Source organism: Fusibacter sp., from assembly GCF_057447755.1.
Genome location: NZ_JBVBZF010000018.1, coordinates 1 through 24,836 on the forward strand (window position 1 = coordinate 1; position 24,836 = coordinate 24,836).

At 37.1% G+C, this 24,836-nt stretch carries 19 protein-coding genes; 7 read left to right on the forward strand and 12 right to left on the reverse strand.

Annotated features, from left to right (window positions below):
- The coding region (locus AC220I_RS05695) for a hypothetical protein (RefSeq protein WP_486722859.1) at positions 1–522 on the reverse strand (522 nt) is incomplete at its 3' end.
- Positions 523–733: 211 nt separating this feature from the next.
- On the opposite strand from AC220I_RS05695, the gene AC220I_RS05700 reads away from it, so the two are divergent.
- The 4 genes from AC220I_RS05700 (at position 734) to AC220I_RS05715 (ending at position 5,450) form a co-directional block, all read left to right on the forward strand.
- On the forward strand, positions 734–2,413 hold the full coding sequence (locus tag AC220I_RS05700) for a sigma-54 interaction domain-containing protein (protein WP_486722860.1): 1,680 nt from the start codon (positions 734–736) through the stop codon (positions 2,411–2,413).
- On the forward strand, positions 2,406–3,179 hold the full coding sequence (locus AC220I_RS05705; protein WP_486722861.1) for a serine hydrolase: 774 nt from the start codon (positions 2,406–2,408) through the stop codon (positions 3,177–3,179). Before AC220I_RS05700 ends, AC220I_RS05705 begins: the two co-directional genes overlap by 8 nt.
- Before the next feature lie 190 nt (positions 3,180–3,369).
- On the forward strand, positions 3,370–3,882 hold the full coding sequence (locus tag AC220I_RS05710; RefSeq protein WP_486722862.1) for a M15 family metallopeptidase: 513 nt from the start codon (positions 3,370–3,372) through the stop codon (positions 3,880–3,882).
- Between the two features lie 23 nt (positions 3,883–3,905).
- The gene (locus AC220I_RS05715; RefSeq protein ID WP_486722863.1) at positions 3,906–5,450 is read left to right on the forward strand and encodes an alanine/glycine:cation symporter family protein; all 1,545 of its coding nucleotides are present in this window, start codon (positions 3,906–3,908) and stop codon (positions 5,448–5,450) included.
- A 463-nt stretch (positions 5,451–5,913) separates the two neighbouring features.
- On the opposite strand, the gene AC220I_RS05720 is transcribed toward AC220I_RS05715, so the two are convergent.
- Both AC220I_RS05720 and rlmD read right to left on the reverse strand, forming a co-directional pair.
- Complete coding sequence (locus AC220I_RS05720) at positions 5,914–7,242, reverse strand: MFS transporter (protein WP_486722864.1); 1,329 nt, start codon at positions 7,240–7,242, stop codon at positions 5,914–5,916.
- Positions 7,243–8,255: 1,013 nt separating this feature from the next.
- Complete coding sequence (rlmD, locus tag AC220I_RS05725) at positions 8,256–9,701, reverse strand: 23S rRNA (uracil(1939)-C(5))-methyltransferase RlmD (RefSeq protein ID WP_486722865.1); 1,446 nt, start codon at positions 9,699–9,701, stop codon at positions 8,256–8,258.
- 104 nt (positions 9,702–9,805) lie between these two features.
- Here rlmD and AC220I_RS05730 point away from each other — a divergent pair, with 104 nt between their 5' ends.
- Positions 9,806–11,170, forward strand: coding sequence for a GerMN domain-containing protein (locus AC220I_RS05730; protein ID WP_486722866.1), 1,365 nt, complete (start codon positions 9,806–9,808; stop codon positions 11,168–11,170).
- 71 nt (positions 11,171–11,241) lie between these two features.
- On the opposite strand, the gene AC220I_RS05735 is transcribed toward AC220I_RS05730, so the two are convergent.
- The 5 genes from AC220I_RS05735 to AC220I_RS05755 form a co-directional block, all read right to left on the reverse strand.
- Positions 11,242–12,195, reverse strand: a complete 954-nt coding sequence (locus AC220I_RS05735) for a 2-keto-3-deoxygluconate permease (RefSeq protein ID WP_486722867.1) — start codon at positions 12,193–12,195, stop codon at positions 11,242–11,244.
- A gap of 9 nt (positions 12,196–12,204) precedes the next feature.
- Complete coding sequence (locus tag AC220I_RS05740) at positions 12,205–13,365, reverse strand: UxaA family hydrolase (RefSeq protein ID WP_486722868.1); 1,161 nt, start codon at positions 13,363–13,365, stop codon at positions 12,205–12,207.
- Positions 13,362–13,667, reverse strand: a complete 306-nt coding sequence (locus AC220I_RS05745) for a UxaA family hydrolase (protein WP_486722869.1) — start codon at positions 13,665–13,667, stop codon at positions 13,362–13,364. Before AC220I_RS05745 ends, AC220I_RS05740 begins: the two co-directional genes overlap by 4 nt.
- Positions 13,668–13,876: 209 nt before the next feature.
- Positions 13,877–15,796: a sigma 54-interacting transcriptional regulator gene (locus tag AC220I_RS05750; RefSeq protein WP_486722870.1), complete on the reverse strand. Its 1,920-nt coding sequence runs from the start codon at positions 15,794–15,796 to the stop codon at positions 13,877–13,879.
- Between the two features lie 69 nt (positions 15,797–15,865).
- Positions 15,866–16,555, reverse strand: a complete 690-nt coding sequence (locus AC220I_RS05755; protein ID WP_486722871.1) for a Crp/Fnr family transcriptional regulator — start codon at positions 16,553–16,555, stop codon at positions 15,866–15,868.
- Between the two features lie 109 nt (positions 16,556–16,664).
- On the opposite strand from AC220I_RS05755, the gene AC220I_RS05760 reads away from it, so the two are divergent.
- A complete protein-coding gene (locus AC220I_RS05760) occupies positions 16,665–17,087 on the forward strand; it encodes a DMT family transporter (protein WP_486722872.1) in 423 nt (140 codons plus the stop codon).
- A 26-nt stretch (positions 17,088–17,113) separates the two neighbouring features.
- The gene (locus tag AC220I_RS05765) at positions 17,114–17,578 is read left to right on the forward strand and encodes a DMT family transporter (RefSeq protein ID WP_486722873.1); all 465 of its coding nucleotides are present in this window, start codon (positions 17,114–17,116) and stop codon (positions 17,576–17,578) included.
- On the opposite strand, the gene AC220I_RS05770 is transcribed toward AC220I_RS05765, so the two are convergent.
- The 4 genes from AC220I_RS05770 to nuoE all read right to left on the reverse strand — a co-directional run bounded on the left by AC220I_RS05770 (position 17,568) and on the right by nuoE (position 24,563).
- Positions 17,568–18,578, reverse strand: a complete 1,011-nt coding sequence (locus tag AC220I_RS05770) for an aldo/keto reductase (protein WP_486722874.1) — start codon at positions 18,576–18,578, stop codon at positions 17,568–17,570. The two genes, AC220I_RS05765 and AC220I_RS05770, sit on opposite strands and share 11 nt — an antisense overlap.
- 199 nt (positions 18,579–18,777) lie before the next feature.
- Positions 18,778–22,284 carry a molybdopterin-dependent oxidoreductase gene (locus AC220I_RS05775; RefSeq protein WP_486722875.1) on the reverse strand — a complete coding sequence of 1,169 codons (3,507 nt, stop codon included), beginning with the start codon at positions 22,282–22,284 and terminating at the stop codon, positions 18,778–18,780.
- A gap of 15 nt (positions 22,285–22,299) precedes the next feature.
- Entirely contained in the window at positions 22,300–24,042 is a 1,743-nt protein-coding gene (locus tag AC220I_RS05780) for an NADH-ubiquinone oxidoreductase-F iron-sulfur binding region domain-containing protein (protein WP_486722876.1), read from the reverse strand.
- Positions 24,039–24,563 carry an NADH-quinone oxidoreductase subunit NuoE gene (nuoE, locus tag AC220I_RS05785; RefSeq protein WP_486722877.1) on the reverse strand — a complete coding sequence of 175 codons (525 nt, stop codon included), beginning with the start codon at positions 24,561–24,563 and terminating at the stop codon, positions 24,039–24,041. The genes AC220I_RS05780 and nuoE overlap by 4 nt, the downstream gene beginning before the upstream one ends.
- Between the last annotated feature and the right edge of the window lie 273 nt (positions 24,564–24,836).

Genomic DNA, 24,836 nt, shown 5'->3' on the forward strand with positions numbered 1-24,836 from the left:
AAAAGTTGTAGAAAGGCTTTTGGCAATTGTAAAGAGACTGCTTACCTTTACGAATCCACTTGATACTAGTCCTCTTCGACTCAACATGGTGAAGACCATAATATTCTCAAGGTAGTCAAAAATCATAGAAAAGAATGTTAACATTAACATAAAATATGTTGCCCATGTGAATTTTAATGGATCGCTTTCTCCAGTTAACTTTTCAAGGCCTCTTTTTAAGAGTGCCAGTGATGATATCCCAACAAGAAAGTTTAGAAAGGGATATAAAATATCTATCGGCAATTGAACGCATTTATATAATGTATAGCCTCTTTCCGTTAGCAACGAAAAGAATTCTTGAGCATAATCAAATGAATATCCTAAAAGCTGCAAATCAAATATTTTCATTCCCCCTGCTTCATTTTGAACATTGGGGATTGTATAAATCAACATAATAGCATATACCATTTGTGAGAAAAGCAAGAACACAAGCCAGTGTTTCCAGGTAATTCTCTCTAACATCGCATCTATTTTACTTTTCATACTGATCTCTCCTTTTAGAATAATGTTTACCTGAGTAAATATATTAACTTCGATAAATATTTTATACCACAGGAGAAGTTTTTTGTCAAATTAATATAATCTTGTTCAAAACTTTTAATACGATTAAATTTCTATTGTTATTTCAATATACAAATAGAAACAGAATATTATATAATTTTACAACTAGATGATAAACTGTGTTCGTGTTAAAATGTCTAAAAGAAGATGTGGAGGGATTATGGTCTCTGGAAACTCAATCATTATTGATGATTTTGGCAATCTAATTAGTATCGGCTTCAATATTTTTAAATTTCTTAAAACACCATATTGGTCCCAATATGGCATACCAAAATATATCCTCACAAAAAATGACCTTATGATTTTCTTTATAGAAAATTCCGATATGGAAGTTCTAGGATTGGACATTTCTTTAAATACATTTCCACTCTTAGTAATTGGCTATTATGAGAATTATGATTTTATGCCTCTTGTAACGTCTTTTGAAGCATTCCAATCCTTTGAGACGATTTTTGATGGCAACTTAATAAAGATCAATCATACAATAGATAATCTGGAAATATCGCTTTCTAACTCAACTTACTATTTTGAATTCAAATCATATAATAACTTTCTATGTGTCTTTAATAATAACGTTCCTGTTTATTTAGGCCACGGTAGATATACAAATACTTTGGATAAGACAATTTTAACAGGCAGTATCGTATCAAATGATAGCACTACATTTAAGTATGATTCTGTGCTTCAGTCTACACTTGTTGACGCAATTAAAAATAATCGTGGCGCAATTTTTTTCCAAAATGAGTATTTTTCAGTTGATTGTCTGAAGTACGATATGGGAAAAACCGAATATTTTATAATCTCATATATCGAAAATTGTCAAGAAATAGATATTCTCACACAAAGACTAAACCAAATTGAATTGATTAAAAGTAATAACAACACTCTCTTTGCAGGTGATTGGGATTTCTATATCAAGTTTAGTCAAAAATTTGAAAAAATCGCTAAAAAAAATGCTACAATTTTACTTTTAGGCGAAAGTGGTACTGGAAAATCAGTTTTGGCACGTGAACTTCATCACCTAAGCAACAGAAAAAATCGCCCCTTTATTGAAGTTAATTGTGCAGCAATTCCTGAAAATCTTATAGAAAGTGAACTATTTGGCTATGAAGAAGGGGCTTTCACAGGTGCGCGACGTGGTGGAAAAATTGGTTATTTTGAAATGGCTGATCATGGAATACTATTCTTGGACGAAGTAGGTGAACTATCATTAAACGCTCAGAGTAGACTCTTGGAAGTACTTCAAACCCAGACATTTTTTAGAGTTGGAGGAACAAAAAAAGTAAACGTTAATGTTCGTATTATTGCTGCAACTAATCGAGACTTAAAAAAAATGGTTACAGAAGGTAGCTTCAGAATAGACCTATTTTACAGACTCAATGTCGTTCCGATTCAAATACCACCTTTGAGAGAACGATTATTAGAAATGAAAAGAATGTCACTCAAAATGTTAAGCTCAATATGCGACCGTTTAGAAATTCAGCCACTATTTTTATCTAATGCTGCTTTTGAAATACTCGTTTCTCATTCATGGCCAGGTAATTTAAGAGAGCTCGAGAATGTTCTTGAGCATGCTGCTATAATGTGTGATGATCATGTGATTCAACCCGAACATCTCAATATTAATTCATTTAACCTACCTTTGTCTAAATCACTAAAAGATATTGTCGATCAGTTCGAAAGACAAATCATTCTTGATCATCTAAATGCAAATAACTGGAGCAAATCAAAAGTCGCTGAATTATTAGGAATAGGACGTACAACACTTTTTGAAAAGATGAAACGATATAATTTGGAGGAAGAAAATGATTGAAAAGCAAATTGAAGATCGAATTAGACATCTCGAAGGAAAAATTGGTATTTACTATAAAGATTTAAAAAGTGGAAATACAGTTACTTTAGGAAATAATGATCTATTTATAGCAGCTGGTTTGTCTAAACTTTTTTTGCTATTAGAGGTTCAACGACAAATCGAGTTTGGAGAACTATTATCTAATCAAACATACAAGTTAAAACCAGAAGACAAAATGCCATCAATTGGTGCTTTAATGAATTTACATGATGGTATTGAATTGACCATAGAAGATCTTTGTAAGCTAATGATTTCTGTAGGTGATAATTCAGCTTTTAATATCCTTACTGATATTATTGGTTTTGAAGCAATTAACAAAACTTTAGATAGCCTTGGACTATTTGAAACAAGAGTGAGAAGAAAGTTTTTTGATCAAGCTGCAATAAAAAATGGCATCGAAAATATTGTGTCTATTACTGAATTAGGCAATTTTTTAGATCGGTTATACACTGGGAAAATCATTTCAAATACAGTAAGTCAAAAGGTATTAGATATTCTTAAGTTGCAACAACGCGCCTACATTATTCCTTATCACTTTTCAGAAATGGTAATGATCGCACATCAGCTTGGAGAGGACGAAGGTATACTACACGATGCCGGTATTGTATATTCAAAAAATGAGTTTATTCTGTGTATGTGTTCAAATAATGTTAATGTTAAAAAAGCACAAAATATTATGAGAGATGTTTCACTTCTAAGTATGCAATTTTCAAACATTTTAAATTAATATATAATGCTTAGTCAACGTTCGGAATTTTGACACTATTTTCTGTTTTCAGAACAATTATTTATATATATTAAGCAACTCAAGTGATTTTTCTTGATTTTACCAAGATTTATCACTTTTATTTTTTTGGCATAAAAATTGCGACAATTATATTTATAGCATGCTAACTTATAATATGGAAGGAGGGATAATGATTAACCAATTGATAAAAATTCATGATCTGATACCTGATGCAATTATTCAATTGAAGTATTTGACAAATGATAATTTTCTAAAGGAAGTTCTATATGATAAACCATATGATTTACTTCATGTAAAAACCGCACAAAAGCTCCTAATTGCATCAAACATACTCAAAAAACAAAACTACAGGTTGATTATATGGGATGCCTATAGGCCAATTGAAATTCAAAAAAAACTCTGGGATATAGTTTCTGATGAAAGATTTGTTGCACCACCAGAGCGGGGATCAAAACACAATTTTGGTGTTGCAGTCGATGTGACACTCGCCGACTTAGAAGGAAATGAACTTGAAATGCCTAGTAAATTTGATGATTTTTCTGAAAAAGCTAATGCTTATACAGATCAGATACCATCAGAGGTTTTAGCTCGACTTAAAGTATTACAGAAGGCAATGATACATGCTGGTTTTACAATTTATAAAAATGAATGGTGGCACTTCAACGATAGTGACTGGGGTTAATACACTAAATAAGGGGGTTAATTATGAAAGCAATTTTTGATGCAATTAACGCATTTTTTGAATTTATAGTACCTATTTCAGACTTCTTGTGGGATTTTCCGACAAATTTCTCTTGGTATTCTTCAATTCCATTACTTGGTAGGTTCTCGCTTGCATTGCTTTTACTCATTGGAGCTGGTATCTATTTTTCAGTAAAATTGAGATTCATTCAGGTCACAATGTTTAAAAAAGGGCTTAAAGTTTTAATGAGAAAGAAAACTACTGATGTTGGAACTAGTCCTTTAACAGCTTTTATGCTTAGTTCAGCAATGCGTGTTGGTCCAGGAAACATTATGGGTGTTACAGGTGCAATTACTGTTGGTGGTCCAGGTGCATTATTTTGGATGTGGGTCATGGCTTTTTTTGGTATGGCAACAGCTTATGTGGAATCAACGCTTGGCCAAATTTTCAAAGAAAAAAATGGTGATGAATTCGTTGGTGGCCTCCCTTATTATGGAAGAGTTCTTCTTGGTGGAAAAAGATGGATTGGAACATTAATTTCTACAATTTTTATTTTGGCATTTATGTTTAATGTTCCTGGACAAACATTTCATCTTTTCACATCATTGGGTGCATTTGCTGGTTTAGCTACTGGAACGAGTTTTGATAGAACATCTGTAGTTTATTATGCCATTGCAATTATACTTGTTGTATCTGTTGGATCCATTATTATTGGGGGAATGAAACGCGTCACAAAAGTAACAGATTTTATGGTACCTATCATGGCTGTTATTTATAGCATTACTGTATTATTGATGATTCTTGTCAATGTTGATAAATTACCATTTTTCTTTAGTGCTGTATTTACAGGTGCTTTTTCTCCTAAAGCTTTATTTGGTGGTGCAATCGGAACAGCTATTTATCAAGGTGTTAGAAGAGGACTAATGTCCAATGAAGCTGGTCAAGGTACGATTACTATGGCTGCTTCAATAGCAGATAATGAACATCCATGTGAACAAGGTTTGACACAATCACTTGGTGTATTTCTAGATACAATGATAATTTGTACTATGACGGGGTTCATTATTATTATGGCGCAATACTGGAATGTCAACCCTGAAGCATTCGAGGCAATTCGAGCTTCAAAAATTGATGTTTACCTTACCTCTGTTTCCGAATTAGTGCCAGGACAATCACTTGATAATATTGTACAAATGATCTTATCATTATCATACGGCTTATTTGCTTTCACAACTTTACTAGGCCTAATTGCATTTTCTGAGATTGCTGCATCCAGAATATCAAAATCTCATAAATTGGCATTAATCATTCGAATGACTGGTGCATTTTTCTTCGTCCCATTTGGTGCACTCACAGTATTAGCTGGCTTAGAATTAGGGAATCTTTGGTACATTTCAGACTTTACCAATATTCTTCTCGTAGTAATTAACGTACCTGTTATTCTGATTGGATTTAAGTACGTTGAAAAAGCAACCCAAAACTATGTTTCAAATAATGGTACAGGAAGATTTAAATCTAGCGAAATCGAGTTGAAAACTGAATATTGGGATAGTGAAATCGCAAGTTAAGTGAATCTCATAAATAATTTTTTATTATTTCTTATTTAGTAAAATCAATCATTATCATGTCTTACAGAGAAAAAGAAATCCATTTGTAATTTCAATTGGATTTCTTTTATTTGAAAATGATTTAGTTTTCAATTTGTCTCTAAAGCAAGCAATCCATCTCTATATGCCGTGACTTAGTCCACCTGTTAAAAATAAACCTTATAAAATAAATACTTCTCCACTAGAAGAGATTGTCCCTCATCTGCAATCAAAGTATCAGCTGACTTATACGCTTAGCCATTTCAAAAGCGCATCAGGCAATTTTCAACGAAATCAGTCATCCCAGAAAACATTAATGCTATTCTATTACATATGGAACGTTTATATAGGATAGCAACATTGAAATTACAAAGGCAACCAATTAAGGTTGCCTTTAGTTTCTTATAATTTGAATATTATAATGTAAATTTTATTCAGAATATTTTTATGCTGCTTTTTTATATGAGACATTTTCTATTTCTTGTTCAGCCTTCAATAACGAGGGATTAAAGAATCCCCTCATGCTAAGAGTTGTACCCAAAATCCCTGTCATCAAAAACATCAAAGCCATACCCATGCCCTTACCACTATTAAGCATGAATGACAAATGATTTGATTCACTCGCCATATAGGGTTCAAAAACGTAATCTGCTAAAATACCTCCGATAATCATACCTACTGGAATCATTCCAGATTTCATCGCATACTTGAAAGAAAATGCTCGTCCCTGAATTTCAATTGGAATTATAGTGCGCCAGAAATAACTTTCGTTCGCAATCAATGGCGGTATAAAAACACTAGAGAGAAAGCCTGCAATACCCCATATCCACATTGAATTACCAAAAGCAAATAGAATATCACCAAGACAAAACGATAGTCCTGCATATAAAAACATTGTCTTTACCTTACTTTTTACAGTTGGCATAAAGATAATTAAAACTCCGCCTATAATGCCACCAAGCCCAATAGCTCCATTTACAAAGCCTAATACTTTTGCATTATAACCCGATCGAGCCAAAATCATGGGAGAAAGTATATTAAAATAAGTCAATCCAGCTAACAGGTTAACTAAAGCCATAAACAATAAAAGTTTCCTAAGTAGAATTGAATCCCATATAGTAGAAAAAGCGCTCCTCATCTCCAATAGATGGTGCCTCATACTAAATTTTTGCACTTCTGTTTTTCGAACAAAAGGGATTTTAACCAAGAATGCAAGTGTTAAACTAGCAAAAACTAGCGTAGCAAAATCGAATATTATAACGACACTCATACCATAAAACCCCAACAATAATGCAGCGAGAATTGGGGATAATATCTGTATTGTCCCACTTGAAAAAGATTGCATTCCACTTGCTTTAATATAATATTTTTTTGGTACAATCAAGCTAACAGCGACATCATTAGCAGGATATTGAAAACTCGCCAAAATACTACTAATAAAGTTTAAACTGTATATATGCCATATTTCAAGTGAATCAGCTTTTAATAGTAAAAATAATGCTAACGTACATAACCCGGCTCCTATGTCAGAAACAAGTATGATGACCTTTTTGTTCATTCTGTCAATTAATGGAGCAACAAAGACGCCTAACACCATTTTAGGTGCCATAATCAACATTCCAGATATGGAAAGTGTAAGCGCACTCCCTGTTTTTTCAAATGCCCATATTGTAATGGCGAAGCTAGTCATCGAACTTCCTAATGATGATATAGACTGCCCTAACCAAAACAAAACAAAATTTCTAAGTTTAATAATATCCTTATCAAAGTTCATTGTCATTCTCCTTAATGATAATTTATAAAATATCAATATAAAGAAAGCGAGACAATGACTATTGAACCTTTTATTTAGCGGTTAATCTTAAAAGCTCCAAACAGCCACCGCTGCTTCCGAATGGAGCAAAATCATTCACAGTTCTTTCATATTTAATTCGTACTAACACGAACAGCCTCCTGATAAAATAAATTTTTCCAACTTTGCAATATTAATTTTAAATACACATAATAATGCCAATGTACATTGACTTAATTATATAGTAGATTGATGACAGTTACAATTAAGATGTTTCATATTTAAAGGACTTGTCCCTCCTAGCAAACGCAAATTTCATATAGCATCTTTATTATTTACTAAATAAAGCATCAATAATTCAAATTAAACAAACTTATAACCTGTACGTGTAACTTATTTTCTTTTACCCAAAAACACATGTCTCATAATGCGTTACCACATACCCTTCTGTTAGCAAAGGAAAAAATTATAAGTACACAATCCTTAATTTGAACGAAAGAAGTATTGTCAATATAATTAACATCAAATTTATCAACGCTGAGCTCACTATGATTGCATATGTAAAGTCTCTTAAAAGAACTAACACTAATGATATGGTCACATTGTCCAATGACTATGTCGAATTTAGAATACTATAGATCAGGGTTGGAGCTATCAAATGAAACCTTTCAACTTTAATTTGAAGAAAAACAATGTTTTCAACACCAATCTAGAAAAGGATTTTTTATAACTACTCCTCAATGAAAAATATCTTTGTAATCATGAAACAAGAGATAGATTATAGTGTAGTTTATAACAGTTATGAAAAATTAAATGTTATAATATTAATTTATATCCAAAGAGAATCAAAGAAAAGTTAGTTTAGATGAGTTCCTTTGAACACAGGCTTTCTTACTTAGCAATATAAATATAGCGAAGCAGTAAAACTACTTCGCTAAAAAGTCTAACTTATTGAGTCTCCACAAATATGCCATTCTTAGGAGTTTATACATTAATTATCTTGTCAACAGACAAACCGTCTCCACATGTGTACTCATCGGAAACATATCCACCCCTGTGGTACGCTTCACTTCATAGCCACCTGCTACTAAAAGCTCAAGATCACGTGCAAGTGTACTCGCCTTACAGGAAACATAGACGATATGTGGTACCTTCATAGTGATTAGGGTTTCGATAAGCTGTCCATCACAGCCTTTTCTTGGTGGATCCAGTATGACGATGTCCGGTAGTTCATGGTTTTCAGCAAGCTCTGCAATGACCTCTTCTGCAAGTCCCACAGTGTATTCCGTATTCTTAAGGCCATTCAAAACAGCATTTGCCTTGGCATCCTCTATAGCACCTTCCACAACCTCAACACCTATGATCTTCTCGATTGATGGAATCTTACTCGATACATATGCACCGATTGAACCAATCCCACAATATAAGTCCATCACGGTAATTTTAGATCTTTTTGCTTCATCCATTGAATTTAAAATGGACTCAACATTGCTAACCACCTCGTCATAAAGGACTTCTGTTTGCACCGTATTGACTTGGAAAAAAGACTGAGGTGAAATCTTGAAAGCCACGTCTCCAATATAGTCTGTCAAATAGGCTTTTCCCGAAATATGGTCATATTGGTCTGACATGTTGGTATTACCAGCATCGTTATTAATATTCAAATAGACTGATTGAATTCTACCATCTAAAAGTTCTAGTTCTTTAACAAAACGCATGAGCTTTGAAGACACCTCTGCTGTTACGATGACAAGCATGGCTTCCACACCTTCACCTTTATGGGGCGTGGTGGTTCTAATCATAACGCGTCTTAGTGCACCCTTTTTAGTGAACTCGTCATAAAAACTTAGACCACTGAGCTTAAGTGCTTCACGAACCTTTGTCATTAGTGTATTGGCAACCTTAGATTGTAATAGACAGTGTTCAACATCCACGAGGTCATGGCTACGCTTTCTGTAAAAGCCCATTTCAATTTGACCATTCTTACCCATGGCGAGCTGGTAAATGCCCTTGTTTCTATAATAGAGGGGTTCTGACATGGCCTTAAACCCATCCCACTTGATTTCACGATCTTCGAGCTTTCCAATTCGCACAAGTGAACTCTTAATATGGTTTTCCTTATACGCAATCTGACCCTCATAGCTTAAATCCTGTAACTGACAGCCACCGCATTTTGACGCATATGGGCATGGCGGTTTGACACGCATGGGGGATTTTTCATGCATTTGGTGGATGATGCCAATTGCGTAGCTCTTTTTAACCTTGATGAGACTAGTTACCAGATGATCTCCTGGAAGGGCATTGTGGACAAATATCGTAAAACCGTCAATTTTTCCGATGCCATCGCCATCTTCAGTCATGTCTTCAATGCGAAGTTCAATTTGATCGCCTTTATTAAACAACTTTTCAGAGCCTACATTTTTAGCATTTTTTTTAGACATTTTAACGTCCTTTCATTTTTTCCTTATTTTATAATAGTTTTTATCCGCAAATTATCATATAATAATAATGTATAATATCATTTAAATAAATTTAGGAGGATTATATGTTCCGGTTTCTCTCCAATATGCTCTTTATCGTGATTTTATTTTTGTTAGTTACTGCCATGCCACTCAGCAAGGATATCCTAACAATTAACATATTTCAACCTGTCATCGAAAAACCGACAGAGGTCGTTCCTGTTGAGACCACTTTTGCACTGGAAGGTAATTTCAGTTCAATTGATTATACACCAGATGAGATTGAATTTTCAATAGTGACCACACCACACGCTTTTTCAGAGGCACTTTATTCACAAATTGAAGTCAGTGTTTATGATGGGGAACAGTTAATCAGTACCACTAATTTGAATGACCTATCACCAAGACTTGTAAGTTCTGACCAAAATACTGATCAAATTTCATTTTCATTAAAATCAATCACAGATGTTCTAAAAGCCAATCATTATCGTGTTGAAATAAAGGGCACAAATGATAGCCCATTTAAGGAAGCCTTAACCATGACCATCTCTAACGAAAAATTTGATAAGATGGCACTTGATGCAATCAATGAAGCGCCTGTTGGTAAACTCGCAATGCGTCTTTATTACCCAACAGATGGTTATGAACTTTTGGTTCCAATATCTCGACTTGTAAATTATCCTGAAAATCGGTCAAGAACAACACTTAAGGAGCTTGATAAGGGACCAATTGCTGGACTTGGTTTACCGGTAGGCGACGCAATTTGGCCATATGCTTCTAAGCTTTCTGTTAAATCCGGTGATGCTTCTGTCTATGTATTTTGGCCAGAGTATAATCCTTTTGAAAATAACTTTAAACCTGCTGTAGATGCCATCACCTATACCTTAACGTCACTTGATTTTATCGATCAAACCAACTTCTATATAGACAGCAATAAGCCTAAATCTTACGGCGGTGTGGATTTAAAGCAGTCATTTGTGCCAAGAACAGATAATCTTGCATATCTTAATTATAGCAAGGATTCAGATTACATGCTATTGGCTCCAATTTCAATTGAGCTCGTAAATCAAAACAATGAAGTCTTATCAACTGATGTTTTGTCAAATGCTAAAGTACTTTGGTCAACACTTTCAGCCCCACATTTAAGTATATCACTCGAAAAGACCAGTCCTTATATTAGTGGGAGTATTCCTACTGGAACCGAACTTAAAGCAGTGAGCTTTGAAGCTGGGAGGTTGACACTTGGCGTAGACAGTAGCTTTAGCAATGCTTTTAGTGGTCATGAGGCCTATATCAAACAGATGCTTTTAAGTATATCAAAGTCTTTTAACAGCCTTGAAGGTGTCAATGAGGTTTATCTTACCATCAACGGCGACTCACCAAGTGATTTTTATGGCTATGACTTATCAAAACCCTTGCCAGACCCGGCATTTATAAACTTGGAACCATAAGCAAGACCCAGTATGATGGCCAACATCATACTGGGTCTTTTTACTTATACCTAATTCATAATCGATTTCAACTATTCTGCAACGTTGCTTTGAACCTTCATCGCTTTCTTTCTGTTAGACATATAAGTTGTCAAAACAGGTGTTAATAGAGCTGTTGTGATTACAGAAGCTGCAACTTGCGGTGTCGCAATTGCAGATAATGCTGCCAAAGAAGGATCCGCCAAGGCAACTGCTGCTGGTGTTGCAACCGCATTACCTGCAGTACTTGAAACTGCAGCACCTGCTACACCAGATCCCCCTGTCGCTTTGTCTGCCATAATATTGAAAAAGCCACCAACAAAAGTTGTCATTAGACCTAAGAGTATACCTGGTAGACCTGCCTTGATTAACATACTAAAGTTAATGCCTGTACCCAGTGCAAATGCAAAGAAAGGAATTAGAACTGGACCTGCTTTGAGAAGAAAATCCTTCATTTTTGGATCGAGATTACCTAAAATCATACCAAGGATGATAGGAATAATAACGCCGATGAGGGCAGAAAGTGGAATTGTAGCAATACCAGCTGTACCAAGCGCGATCATCGTTAAAAATGGTCCGTCATTAATTGAAATGATTGCGATTGCGCCAATATCCGTTTCATCGCCAAATTCACCTGTTAAAGCAGCAAATAATCCCCCATTACTGTTAGTCATTGCTGAAATAATTGCTAAAGATGAAAGCCCAAATAGCCCCTTGTCTCCAAATACCTTTGCAACTATTAATCCTATCGCCACGCCGACAACAAACTTTGAAATCGTAATTGCTGTACCTTTTTTTACTGACTTCGGAGCTGCCTTAAAGCTAATGCCTGCCCCCATACAAACTAAAAACATACCGATAAGTGCCCCAGCTCCTTTTGCTAAAGCAGTTGTAAATCCTCCAATTGCAAGAGCACCCGGAAAAAATGTGTTCATAAACGCACCAATTATTAAAGGTATAACCATCATACCGCCAGGTATTTTTTCAATACTATCTTTAATCTTCATATTATCCCCCTAAAAAGTATATCCAACTCTAAATATCCCAAACTCCTTGTGTCCTAACGCTTCAGCTTTTGTCAATTTACCATTCGAAACTTTAACGATTTCTTCAAATATTTCATCACCAATATCATTAATACTTACACCTTCACTGATAATTTTTCCTGCATTAATATCGATATTGTCTATCATATTTTTGTAGGTTGTACTATTACCTGTAATTTTGATAACTGGTGCAATTGGAGAACCCGTTGGCGTACCCCTTCCAGTGGTAAAGACTACGATTTGTGCACCACCAGCGAGCATACCTGTAATAGAATCTATATCTTGGCCAGGTGTATCCATCACATAAAGGCCTTTTTCTTCACCAACTGGATCAGCATAGTCTAAAACATCCTGAATATCTGCCTTTCCAGCCTTGTAAATACAACCTAATGACTTTTCTTCAATAGTTGTTAAGCCACCTTGGATATTCCCAGGTGTTGGCTGGCTTCCCCTTAAATCTTCTCCCATACCAATTGCTCTGTCCTCAGTTTGCTTAACAATTTTAAAGAGTTTATTTGCAACTTCTTCATTTATAGCTCTTTTAGCGAGTAAGTGCTCAGCACCGATTAACTCTGTTGTCTCTGATAAGATTGATCTTCCACCATGAGAAATTAATTTATCTGATGCGACACCAACTGCTGGATTTGCAGCAATACCTGAAGTTGGGTCAGAGCCACCACATTCAAGCGCTAGTATTAACTCAGAAACGTCTCTTTCAGACTTATTCATTTGAGATAAATCTTGAATCATGTCCTTGGCGATTCTGACACCCTGTTGAATTGCGCCAAGTGTGCCTTGCCATTCTTGAATGATAATTGTTTCAACTGCCTTGCCTGTTTCAGATATCGCTTCAGCAACTTCTTGAGGCTTGATCCCTTCACAACCAAGTCCGACAACAAGTACAGCGCCAACATTAGGATTTTTTCCTAATCCTATTAAGGTTCTAAGAACTTGTCTATAATCATCTCCCACGTGACAGCAACCATGCTGATGTGGTAAAGCAATACTGCCAGGTACTAGATTAGAAATACGAACAGCGGTTTCACTTGAGCAAACTGAGGTTGCCAGAATTGCAAGATGATTTCGTATCCCAAATGTGCCATTTTCACGAATATAGCCATTTATTTTCATAGACTGCCACCACCTTTTTCTTTATCGCCTCTACCCCTATTACTCTCAAGATTATGCACGTGTACCCAATCACCTTTATAAATGTCTTTGCTGGCATTTCCAATAATTTCGCCATATTTAATAATTGCATTTCCCATTTTTATATCTTCTATTGCGATCTTGTGGCAAAACTGAATTACTTCATTTGCTCTACCTAATCCCTTAGCTTCATTTAAATGAAACTCAAACTCAGCCCCTTTTTCAATTTCATTAATGGCTGTTACAACATTATCTTTTTCATTTGCCAAAACTGTGCGTTTCACTAAAACCTCCTAGTTCAAAATGATTACAATCGATTGTACTTTATATATATGCAAAATGAATGCCAAAAAAAAATGCCTATTTCTAGGCATTCTCATTCAACAACTGATTAATATTTAATCACATTACGATTAATAATTAATCGCTATGTGGTTATATTTTAAACACATCACTGTTTCTAATATTAATATTAACCAATTTTTCATCACTATTATTCTATTTCTGCTTTCATCATATGATGTTTCAACTTATTATTCAACGTCACCCTATTGATGTTTAACCTTTTAGCAGCAGCTGTCTTATTAAAACCTTCAAGCTCTAGAATTCTCTTTATAATATGATATTCTATCGTTTCTAAATCTTCGTCCAAAAGCGTTTCAAACCAGCTATTCTCAGGTTTTTTCTTCATCCTAGAAGCTTGTATGGTATTCATGATCAGTTCAAAATCGACAAAGTCCACTTTGCCATTTTCTGAAGCAACCATTAACTTTTCGATAACATTTTCAAACTCTCGAATATTACCCGGCCAATTATGTTCTTTAAAGACTTCTATAAATTTTTCAGGCAGTAGGTCAACATTTTTCTGATTTTTCCTATTATGCCGCATTACAAAATAATCACACAGATCGTTAATATCCTCAAGTCGTTCTCTAAGAGGTGGAATGTCGATTTTTAAAACATTTAACCGATAATACAAATCCTCTCTAAAAATACCTTTTTCAACAGCTTCATTTAGAGGTTGATTGGTTGCAGCAATAATCCTGACATTTATAGGAATAATCTTATCATCCCCAAGTCTCATAACTTCTTTTTCTTGAATCACTCTGAGTATTCGAGCTTGTATCTGTATATCCATTTCACTTATTTCATCAAGAAATATAGAGCCTTGATGGGCAAGTTCAAACAGACCCTTTTTTCCACCTTTTTTTGCACCTGTAAAGGCACCTTCTTCATAGCCAAAGAGTTCACTCTCAAGTATCGCACCAGGTAATGCGGCACAGTTTATTGCAACAAAGGGCATGTTGGACCTTGAGCTTGCATTGTGGATGGACTGTGCGAACCACTCTTTTCCAGTACCACTTTCACCATAAATGAGAACGGTTGAATCACTTTGAGAATATTTCTTGGCTAAGCGAATGACATTTTTCATCGTCTCATTTTTTGAATTAATTTCTTCAAATCTATGTTTAGCATGCATACCTTTAGAAATTACAGTTTTTCTGTAAAGGTTTTCGAGTTCTTCGATTTTAGTCACATCTTGAAAATTAGCCACTACGCCTAAAGTCTTACCATTGACTTGAATCGGAACTCTATTGGCTATAATCTTATGCTTATTTACAGATAAAATGTTATTAATCTCTTTTTCACCTGACCGCAATACATCCAATAACCTTGTATTTGGAATTACCTCTGTAACTTTTTTCCCAAGAACTTTTGATTTTGGCATTTCAAATATTCTTTCAGCCGCAGAATTGTATAAGATGACGTATTCTTCTTTATCAATGGCAATAATACCCTCTTGAGAAATTGATAAAATCCCTTCAAGTCTGAGGTTTTTAGCTTTTTCAATGGATGTTGCCTCATAGACGCTTACTGCATTTTGAATCGCGTCGTAAATGGCTTCTTCACCCGATTCTATTAAGTCATATGCCAATCCCACATTTTTTGCATGCCTTGAAGCCAAGGAATCCCCAATTACGACCTCCACATGTTGCTGTTTAGCATTTTCAAGTGCTTGATATATTTCCGATTCATTTTCTATTGGCACTTGAACGATATCCATGTCCAATATTTTAGCGATTTCTGAAACACCATTGATGATGTTCTGATAACCAATAACTGCAATTTTCAAATTCTGGCCTTTATATTTATAGATCGTTCTCAGGAGATCGTAGCCTGTCACCTGAATTTCAACAACTGGAATGTCCAAATGAGCCTTAATCAGCGTTGCAGTTCCACCACGACTAATTACAACCGCCTTACCATTTTTCTGAGCTTCAACAGCTTTTTGCAATCCTGCTTTCAGTTCACCTTCACATACTTCTATCTCAATCCCCATATTACCGATTACATTTTCAAACAGACTTACAAGGCCAGAATATGGCGCAATCATGATAAATTGACTATACATACATGCTCCTTTCGGTTATGAGTTACTAAAATCAATGCTCTATCTTATTTTACTAATTATAACTGTTTTTTATAACATATGATAGATTTGCCCAGCCAGATTTTCAAGTGCAGCCACATCTAAAATTGTAATCCCCTTGCCCACTCTTTTAATGATACCCTCTTCTTCTAACTGAATAAAGGCACGGTGAAGTTGCCTATAAGTCGTACCGATAAACTCTGAAATTTCCACAAGGGTCTCTGACAAAATCACATGCTCTGAACCATCTGATAAGTGCCACATGATATAACTTGCCAACCTATTTTTGACCGGATTCAATAAATTATAGGCATCATTTTCATTGGCGTATCGCATCTTTTTGCTAAGGCCACTTATGATGTATTTTAAGTAAGGAATATTGTTTTCTACATATCGTTTCATCATGGAGGCCTCAACCCTGAACAAATAGGATGTGACCACTGCTGATACCGTACAGGTTACTTTTAAGCTTTCGATCAGCTCAACATCGCCCAATGTATCAAACTTGGTATAAAACTGAATTAGGAGGTTTCGACCATTTTGCTGTTGTTGAAATACCTTTAGCTTTCCCTCTAAAAAGAAATAATAATACTCAAGATCTTCACCTGACTCAAGGACAATTTCATCCTTTTCATATTCACAAAGCTCAAGACTTTTTAAAATTTCTGGTTCTAGTATGTCGTGAACAGCCATTTTTTCTATAAATTCAGTTACGCGTTTGGGATGCTTAATTATTTTCATATTTCATCACCTCATAAAATATCAAAAGAAAATCATGACATATGTCATATTGTATCATGCTCAGTCAAACTATAATAGACTTATAAAGAACTATTGAAAGGTGGTTATCATGTCTTATTCTACTGCATATTTAACGGGATTACTCCTAGCACTCATGGTGTCTTTCAACGGGCTGCTCTCAAATAGCACCTCAGCCTATTTTAGCAGTTTTGTTTTCAACGCCATTGGGCTCATATGCTTTTCCCTTTTACTCTTAACCCCTTTAAATCGCAAACAAAGAGATCAAAAAAAGCAAAGGGTCATCTGGCTGCTCATCCCAGGATTTTTAGGGGCGATTACCATTTTACTCAGCAATGCCACAGTGGTCCAGCTTGGGGTCACACTAATGGTTGGCATCAGCTTACTCGGCCAAGTGATTACTTCTTTGTTCGTCGATGGCCTAGGCCTAATGGGCAAAGAAAAAGTAAAAATATCCTACAAACAATTAATTGGAATTGCAATCATGTTTGTTGGCGTTGCCCTATTGCTCTAATAAATTCGAGAAAGGAGGCTCTCTAAATGTTTATTTTTTATGGATTTGCACTTTTTTTAGGTGGCTTGGTTGTCGTTGCGCCTATCTTAAACGGTCAAAACGCACTTATGCTTGGAACATTGAAGGCATCCTTCTATAACTATCTATCTGCCACGGCTACGGCCTTTATTTGTCTTATACTGTTTTCAAACCTAGATGGTTTTAAGCTCATGACCACCATTCCAAAGCAATATTATATGGGTGGTCTCATCGGGTGTGCCAATATTTTACTCTTTAATTATTTTACGACTAAAATTAAAGCCTTTTATATCGTGATCTTGCCCTTTATGGGACAGATGACCATGGGCCTTTTTCTAGACTATCAGATCATGGGAACCTTTGAAGCTAAAAGAGTCCTCGGCCTTTTAATTATTTGCTTGGGATTATATCTTCAAAAAGAAAAAAGAGAAGCAAGTCTAGTCGCTTCTCAGAATGAAAACTCTATTTTGTGAAATTGGAATGGACGCGCTCAAGCATCTCAGGAATCGGCAAATTGTATGGGCATTTCGGTTCACAAATACCACATTTGATACAAGCGTCTGCATTGATTGCTTGTCCTGCATATCGCTCTTTGGCCCATGATTCAAGGCCGTATCTTGTCAGATAACCTTCAAGGATAAACTGAGTCGGTATGTCAATCCCTTGTACACAGGGTAAACAATAACCACATCTTCTGCAAAACTGACTGCCCATCTCTGCACTAAAGGCTTCAACTTCTTTTTTTTCTTGTTCATTAAGCGGCGTAAAGTGATTGCCAACATAGGCATTTTTCTTAACGAGTTCTACATTTTCCATTCCTGGAATCACAACTGAAATATTAGGATTTTCCAATATAAAACGAAGGCTCAAAGTGCCGTTTTCTATAGCACCACCCGCCATCGGCTTCATTATAATAACGCCCAAATCAAGCTCTTTTGCACGCTTGAAGAGCTTTTCCCCTTGGCGCTCTACAAGATTATATGGAAATTGAATGGTCTCAAAAGGCATTTCCTCTAGGATGTCCATTAGGACTTCTGCATTGTGTGCAGTGATGCCGATATGACCGATTTTGCCCGAATCCTTAGCTTCCAAAAGAGCCTTGTAAGCGCCATTTTCGCCCATAATCTTATCATATTGCGCTCTTGACTTGACCAAATGACATTGGTATAGGTCAATATAGTCCGTCTGAAGCTCTGAAAGGCTCATTTCAATATCCGCTTTCATGGTTTCATAATCTATTGCAGGTGACTTCGTTGCCAATATAAAAGCATCTCTCTTGCCTTTTAAAGCCTCACCTATATAACGTTCACTGACGGTATAGCCCCTGGCAGTATCAATAAAATTCATACCTTCTAAAATCATTTGATCAATGATGGCCTTTGCATCTTCTTGATTTGCACGCTGAATTGGTATCCCACCAAAGCCTATACTTGTCACTTCAAGGCCAGTTTTCCCAAGCTTCCTCTTTTGCACGATTTGCCTCCTATACTTTTGCAATACTACATTTCTAAATAATTATTTCTGTACACTAAATTTAATTTAATTATAGCATATTTTGTAATGTAAATTGATATTTATTATAGGCTACAAGGTAAAAAAACTGACAGTGGCAAATCGACCATTAAAGCCGTTTCGCGCCTGTCAGTTTTATAGGTCCTACTATCACGCTTGCTTAAAGATACATCACATTCTCTTCAACAGGCTGGAGTTTTGCCTTGCCGTTATCTGTGGCATACTTGTCCACATAGAGTATACGAGATTTGCCTATCGGCCAGTAGCGGTTTTCGTTTTCAGTTTCATGAGCATGTAAGTACTCTGGAATTGATTTTCCAATACTTTCAAGTAGATTGCTAACATCAATCTTTTGGTCCTTATTGCTGAAAACCATCATCATGTGTCTGATTTGTTCCACATTTGTCATTTCACAGTGCGGCTTAACTGCACTTCTAGCATGCTGAATCCATCTATCCTGACTTGTGACAGTTCCTTCACTCTCAACATGCGTTGGGGATGGCAATAAGACGTCTGCCTGGTCCTCAAGTTCTTTAGAATACTCACCCTGGACCACCAAAAATTCGATTTTTCGAGGGAGTGTCACATGATCTTCACCACCCATGATAATCATACCTCTAATTTCTTTATTAGAAATTTTATCATAGACTTCTTGAGTATTCATGTTGATCCCTAAATCCACAAGACCTTGTCCGTTTCCTTCAGACCTCAACTGGATAATCCCATTTCTAGGTCTGCCAATATGGCCTGATAAAATTGCGATTTGGGCGATTAAAATAATGGCTTCATCACTTAATAGTTCCCGATCACAAACCATCATGGCATTCTTCACTGTGGCAAGACGTTCTGCAATTGCAAGTGCATCCGCAGATACGGTTACCGATTCAAGACTTTCCTTGAGCGCGTCAAATCCAGTGGTGCATTTAGGCTCGCCTTTTTTGACGATGAGTGCCTTCGCGATGCCCTTAAGCAAGTTCAAACTGTTTTCGTTGTAGTATGCATTCTTAGCCCACTTATCCGCCTTGGTTTCGTTATCATTGATGACGAGCAGTTCAACACCCTTACTGGTTGCTTTCTTAATATGCACACCAAGAACAGGTTGCTTTTCCATAATACGCGTGCCAATGGTTACGATTAAGTCGGTATAGCCAAGTTCAGAGATAAGGTTTGTTGAAGCGTCATAACCAAGTACATCCTTCAAGCCTTTTTTATAGCCCTTTGTGGCATAGACATTTTTTGTTTTAAAGGTTTCATTTGAAAGCTTTTTCATTAAAAATACAGTTTCATTGAAGTATTTCCCTGAAATCATTGTTGCAAGCGCATTTTCACCATATCTCAAGTTCAAGCTTTGGGCACGTCGTGCAATATAAAGGAGTGCCTCATCCCATGTCACAGCTTCAAGTTCACCATTTTTTCGAATCATAGGTTCCGTTAACCTTGGTCGGTTTTGCTCATTTACAAGCTCAAATCTACCCTTTTCACATAATAAGCCATTGTTAATGGCATTCTTCTTCTTTGGAAGCGATCTTAAAAGTAATGACCCTCTCGATTCCAGCTTTACATAACACCCTAGGCCACATTGATTACAGATGCTGTGTGTCACCTCAGACTTAAGTGGCACTTGCTTGTGAGTCATAGTGCGTTCCTGAAGGGCACCGGTCGGGCAAATACTCACACATTGGCCACATGAAATACAATCCGTTTCAGGGAAGGTCTTGCAGAATGCAGGTTCGACCACTGTATTGAAGCCTCTGTTGACAAAACCAAGGACACCATGATCCATAACTTCATCACAAACTCTAACACACATGCCACAAAGAATACACTTATTGGTATCATGGAGGAAATATGGATGTGCGTAGTCAATCGGGTTTGCTTCACTCGGACACTCAAAGCGTTCCGGCTTCACATCATAGTGGTTTGCATAGTCGAACAAGTGACATTCAAAGGAATCCATACACCCACATTCAAGACACCTATTGGCTTCTTCAACGGCATGGTCAGGCTTAAAGCCCCTAACGACCTCTTCAAAATTGTGAATTCTAAGCTGTGGTTGCTCATGCTCCATAGGCATTCTCGGTATAGAAATCACATCAGGGAAATCCAATTTCGTAAGGGATTTCTTTTGAACGGTATAAAGTGGCTTATGGACGTGAAGTTCACCACGAAGAAACTTATTGATTTCCTTAGTGGCATTTTTACCATCTGCAATGGCTTGAATTGCAATATCCGGTCCGTCTGTTACCGCATCACCACCTGCAAATACACCCTCTAAATTCGTCATAAAGGATCCGGCCAGTAAGTCAATATAGCCCTTTTCATTCAACTTAATATCTTCAAAGCCCTCAGGCACAAGTTTCTGGCCTATGGACATAATAACGGAGTCCACGGCTAGAATTTCTTCTTCATCAGTAGGGACAACACCACGTCTGCCCGAGGCATCTGGTTCAGTTTGTTTCATCTTTTGAAGTCTAATATGGGTAACACGGCCATCTTCGTTTGCCATGAACTCCACAGGATTGGTAAGGAATTTAAAGACCACGCCTTCTTCTTCAGCTTCTTCAATTTCAATATCGACAGCAGGCATATCGGCTTTGGTTCTTCTGTAGATGGCATAGACCTCTTTTGCCCCCAATCGAATTGCCGTTCTTGCCGCATCCATTGCTGTGTTACCACCACCAATGACTGCGATTCTATTTCCTGTCCTAATTGGATCGTTGAGTGCAAATTTGTTTAAGAACTCAATCCCACCGATGATGCCATCATTTTCGATCCCTTTACAGTTCAAGTAGGCACTTTTCCAAGCACCGATTGAAAGGTAAACGGCGTCGAATTGACTTCTGATGTGGTCTAGCTTGATATCTCTACCTATCCTGGTATTGGGAATGAGCTTAACACCAAGCTTTTCGATTAATTTAACCTCTAAATCTAAGACGTCCTTAGGAAGTCGGTAAAGGGGTATCCCATATTTTAACATGCCTCCAAATTCAGGCATAGCTTCATATACGGCCACATCATGGCCTGCTCTTCTAAGGAAATAAGCTGCAGAAAGGCCTCCTGGACCACCACCAATAACCGCAACGCGTTTGCCCGTTGAAGGTTCCACCTCTGGATGATATGGCGAACTGCTTTTTAAGTCCATATCCGCGACAAATCTCTTGATCCAAGCAATTGAAATGGAGTCGTCCACGATTCCCCTTCTACATGCGGTTTGACAAGGATGGGGACAAACCCTCCCGATACTTGCCGGTAGCGGCAGATCTTCCTTGATGAGCTTAAGGGCTTCATGATACTCCTTATTGGCAGTAAGTCCCACATAACCTTGAATGTCTACGTTTGAAGGACAGCCTAAATAACAAGGTGCCTTACAGTCTCCCTTATGATCCGATAACATCAACTCAAGGGTTGTTTTTCTAGATTCAAGGATGCGCTTTGTATCCGTTCTGATGACCATGCCATCTTGAATTTCTGTTGAACACGATCTTACAAGCCTTGGATTATTCTCAACTTCCACCACACACATGCCACAAGAGCCGTAATGTTTTAGATGCTCATTGCTACAAAGTGTTGGGATGGTAATACCATTGCTCTTGGCAACGTCCAATATCGTATGTCCGTGATAGGTGTTGATTTCCATACCATTTATATTAACTCTAATCTGTGCCATGATTACGCCTCCATTTTATGACCTAGTAATAGCTTTAAATCGACAAGTTTCCATACACATGCCACACTTGATACATTTCGATTGATCAATGACATGTGCTTTCTTTACAGTGCCTGTAATAGCCGTCGTTGGACAAACCTTGGCACATAAAGTACAGCCCACACATGTTTCACTTAGGATCTCATATGTGACTAGGTCTTTGCATACATGCGCATCACAATGCCCATTGATATGTGCTTCAAATTCTTCTCTAAAGTATTTCAAAGTGGTCAATACGGGATTTGGCGCGGTTTGCCCCAATCCGCATAAGGCACCCTCTTTTATTTTCAGTGAAAGTTCCTCTAGTAAATCCAAGTCAGACATTTTGCCCTCACCTTTTGTGATGCGTTCAAGGATTTCAAGCATTCGTCTTGTACCAATTCTACAATAAGTACACTTGCCACAGGATTCATTGCAGGTGAAATTTAAAAAGAACTTAGCCATGGAAACCATACAAGTGGTCTCATCCATGACCACCATACCACCGGACCCAACAATTGCACCAGTCTGGGTAATCGCTTCATACTCCACAGGTGTGTCCAGTAATGACGCTGGTACACAGCCCCCAGAAGGACCTCCAAGCTGTACGGCTTTAAAGGCTTTATCCCCAACAATACCACCGCCGATGTCGTAGATGACTTCTCTAAGTGACATGCCCATCGGCACCTCCACAAGGCCACCATTTTTGATTTTTCCCGTTAAGGCAAATACCTTTGTGCCCTTGCTCTTTTCAGTACCAAGGGCGGCAAAAGCGTCGCCACCTTGACTTAAAATCCAAGGCACATTAGCAAGGGTCTCAACGTTGTTAATATTTGTAGGCAAGTCATTGTAGCCCTTTTGAGCGGGAAACGGAGGTTTAAGTCTAGGCATACCCCGTTCGCCTTCAAGCGAAGCAATGAGCGCGGTTTCTTCTCCACATACAAAAGCACCTGCACCTGCTTTGATGCTGATGTCAAAGTCACAGCCCTTAATACCAAAGATATTCTTCCCAAGTATGTTTCTCTCCTTCGCTTGTGCGATGGCCTTGGTCAATCTCACTATAGCAAGAGGATATTCAGCACGAACATAGACGATTCCCTTGGTTGAGCCAATTGCATAACCTGCGATCATCATGCCTTCTATCAAGCTGTGGGGATCACCCTCAAGGACACTTCGGTCCATAAAAGCACCCGGATCACCCTCGTCTGCATTACAGACAAGATACTTGGGTTTTCCTTGTGAGTTTAACGCTGCATTCCACTTAAACCATGTTGGGAACCCAGCCCCACCACGGCCTCTAAGGCCTGCTATTTTAATCTCTTCAATCACCTTTTCAGGTGTCATTTCCTTATAGCATTTTTGAATAGCCCCATAACCGCCCTGTTCAATGTAATCCTCAATTTTTTCAGGGTTGATTACACCACAATTTCTGAGAACGATACGGTGCTGCTGCTTTAACTGTGCCTGTGATGCATCTTCCTCGCCACTTTCAAATAGGGTGTTGGCTTTAGCCTGATTCAAAATCTCCTCTAGACCGTCCTTATCCACATTTGTAAATCGCTTCATTTGGTCATTATCATACACATCGACAATTGGCTCTAGATAACAAGTCCCGATACAGCCTGTAATTTCAACTGATGCTTGTATTTGGCCAAGCTTCACTGCACGATCAATCATTTCATATATTTTATTGGCACCTGCTGCGATACCACAAGAGCCTGAGCCTACTACGAATTTCATACAGCTTTTACCTCCTGTCTCATAGTCTCTAGTATGGATGCCACCTTATCTGGTGTTAACTTTCCAAAAGTTTGATCATTGATCATCATCACAGGTGCAAGACTACAACAGCCTAAACACGCCACATTGACATAGGTAAATTGTCCATCAGGTGTAATGTCACCCTCTGATATGCCAAGGTAGTCCTTAACAGCATCCTCAATACGACTTGCGCCATTTACATGACATGCTGTCCCCTGACATAGCATAATTAAGTTTTGTCCAATCGGTTTGAGTCTAAATTGTGAGTAAAAAGTCACAACGCCATAAATCTTCGCCTCTTTAATGCCAGTTACCTCCGAAATTCTCTTTAATATCTGTTCCGGTAGATAATTGTAAACCTCTTGCAGCTCTTGTAGCACACTTATCAAGTTTGAGCTATTAGGATCATACTGTGATAAAATCGCTTGAGCTTTTTCCATATCAACATCCCTTTTAATTTCTGCAGTCTCTATCTGTCCGCATTTACAACCGCCAACCATCTTTTCCTCCTTGTGTTTCTATTGTCTCTTATCCTTGTATATATTAAGATATTTTAACACTTTTTTGAGGGTTTTTCTCAAAAAAGAACCAAAAAGATGCTAATTAAATAATTATCAAACTTAAGAAGGGTGAACTGTCCGCCGTGCATTGATATTGGCTGTATTTATTACATAAAAAAAAGCCTGCACAATGTGCAGGCTCTAATTGTTATATAGAAATTAAATTATCTTATAATACTCTTGCCTTACCAGCATAAACAATACCTTTTGCAG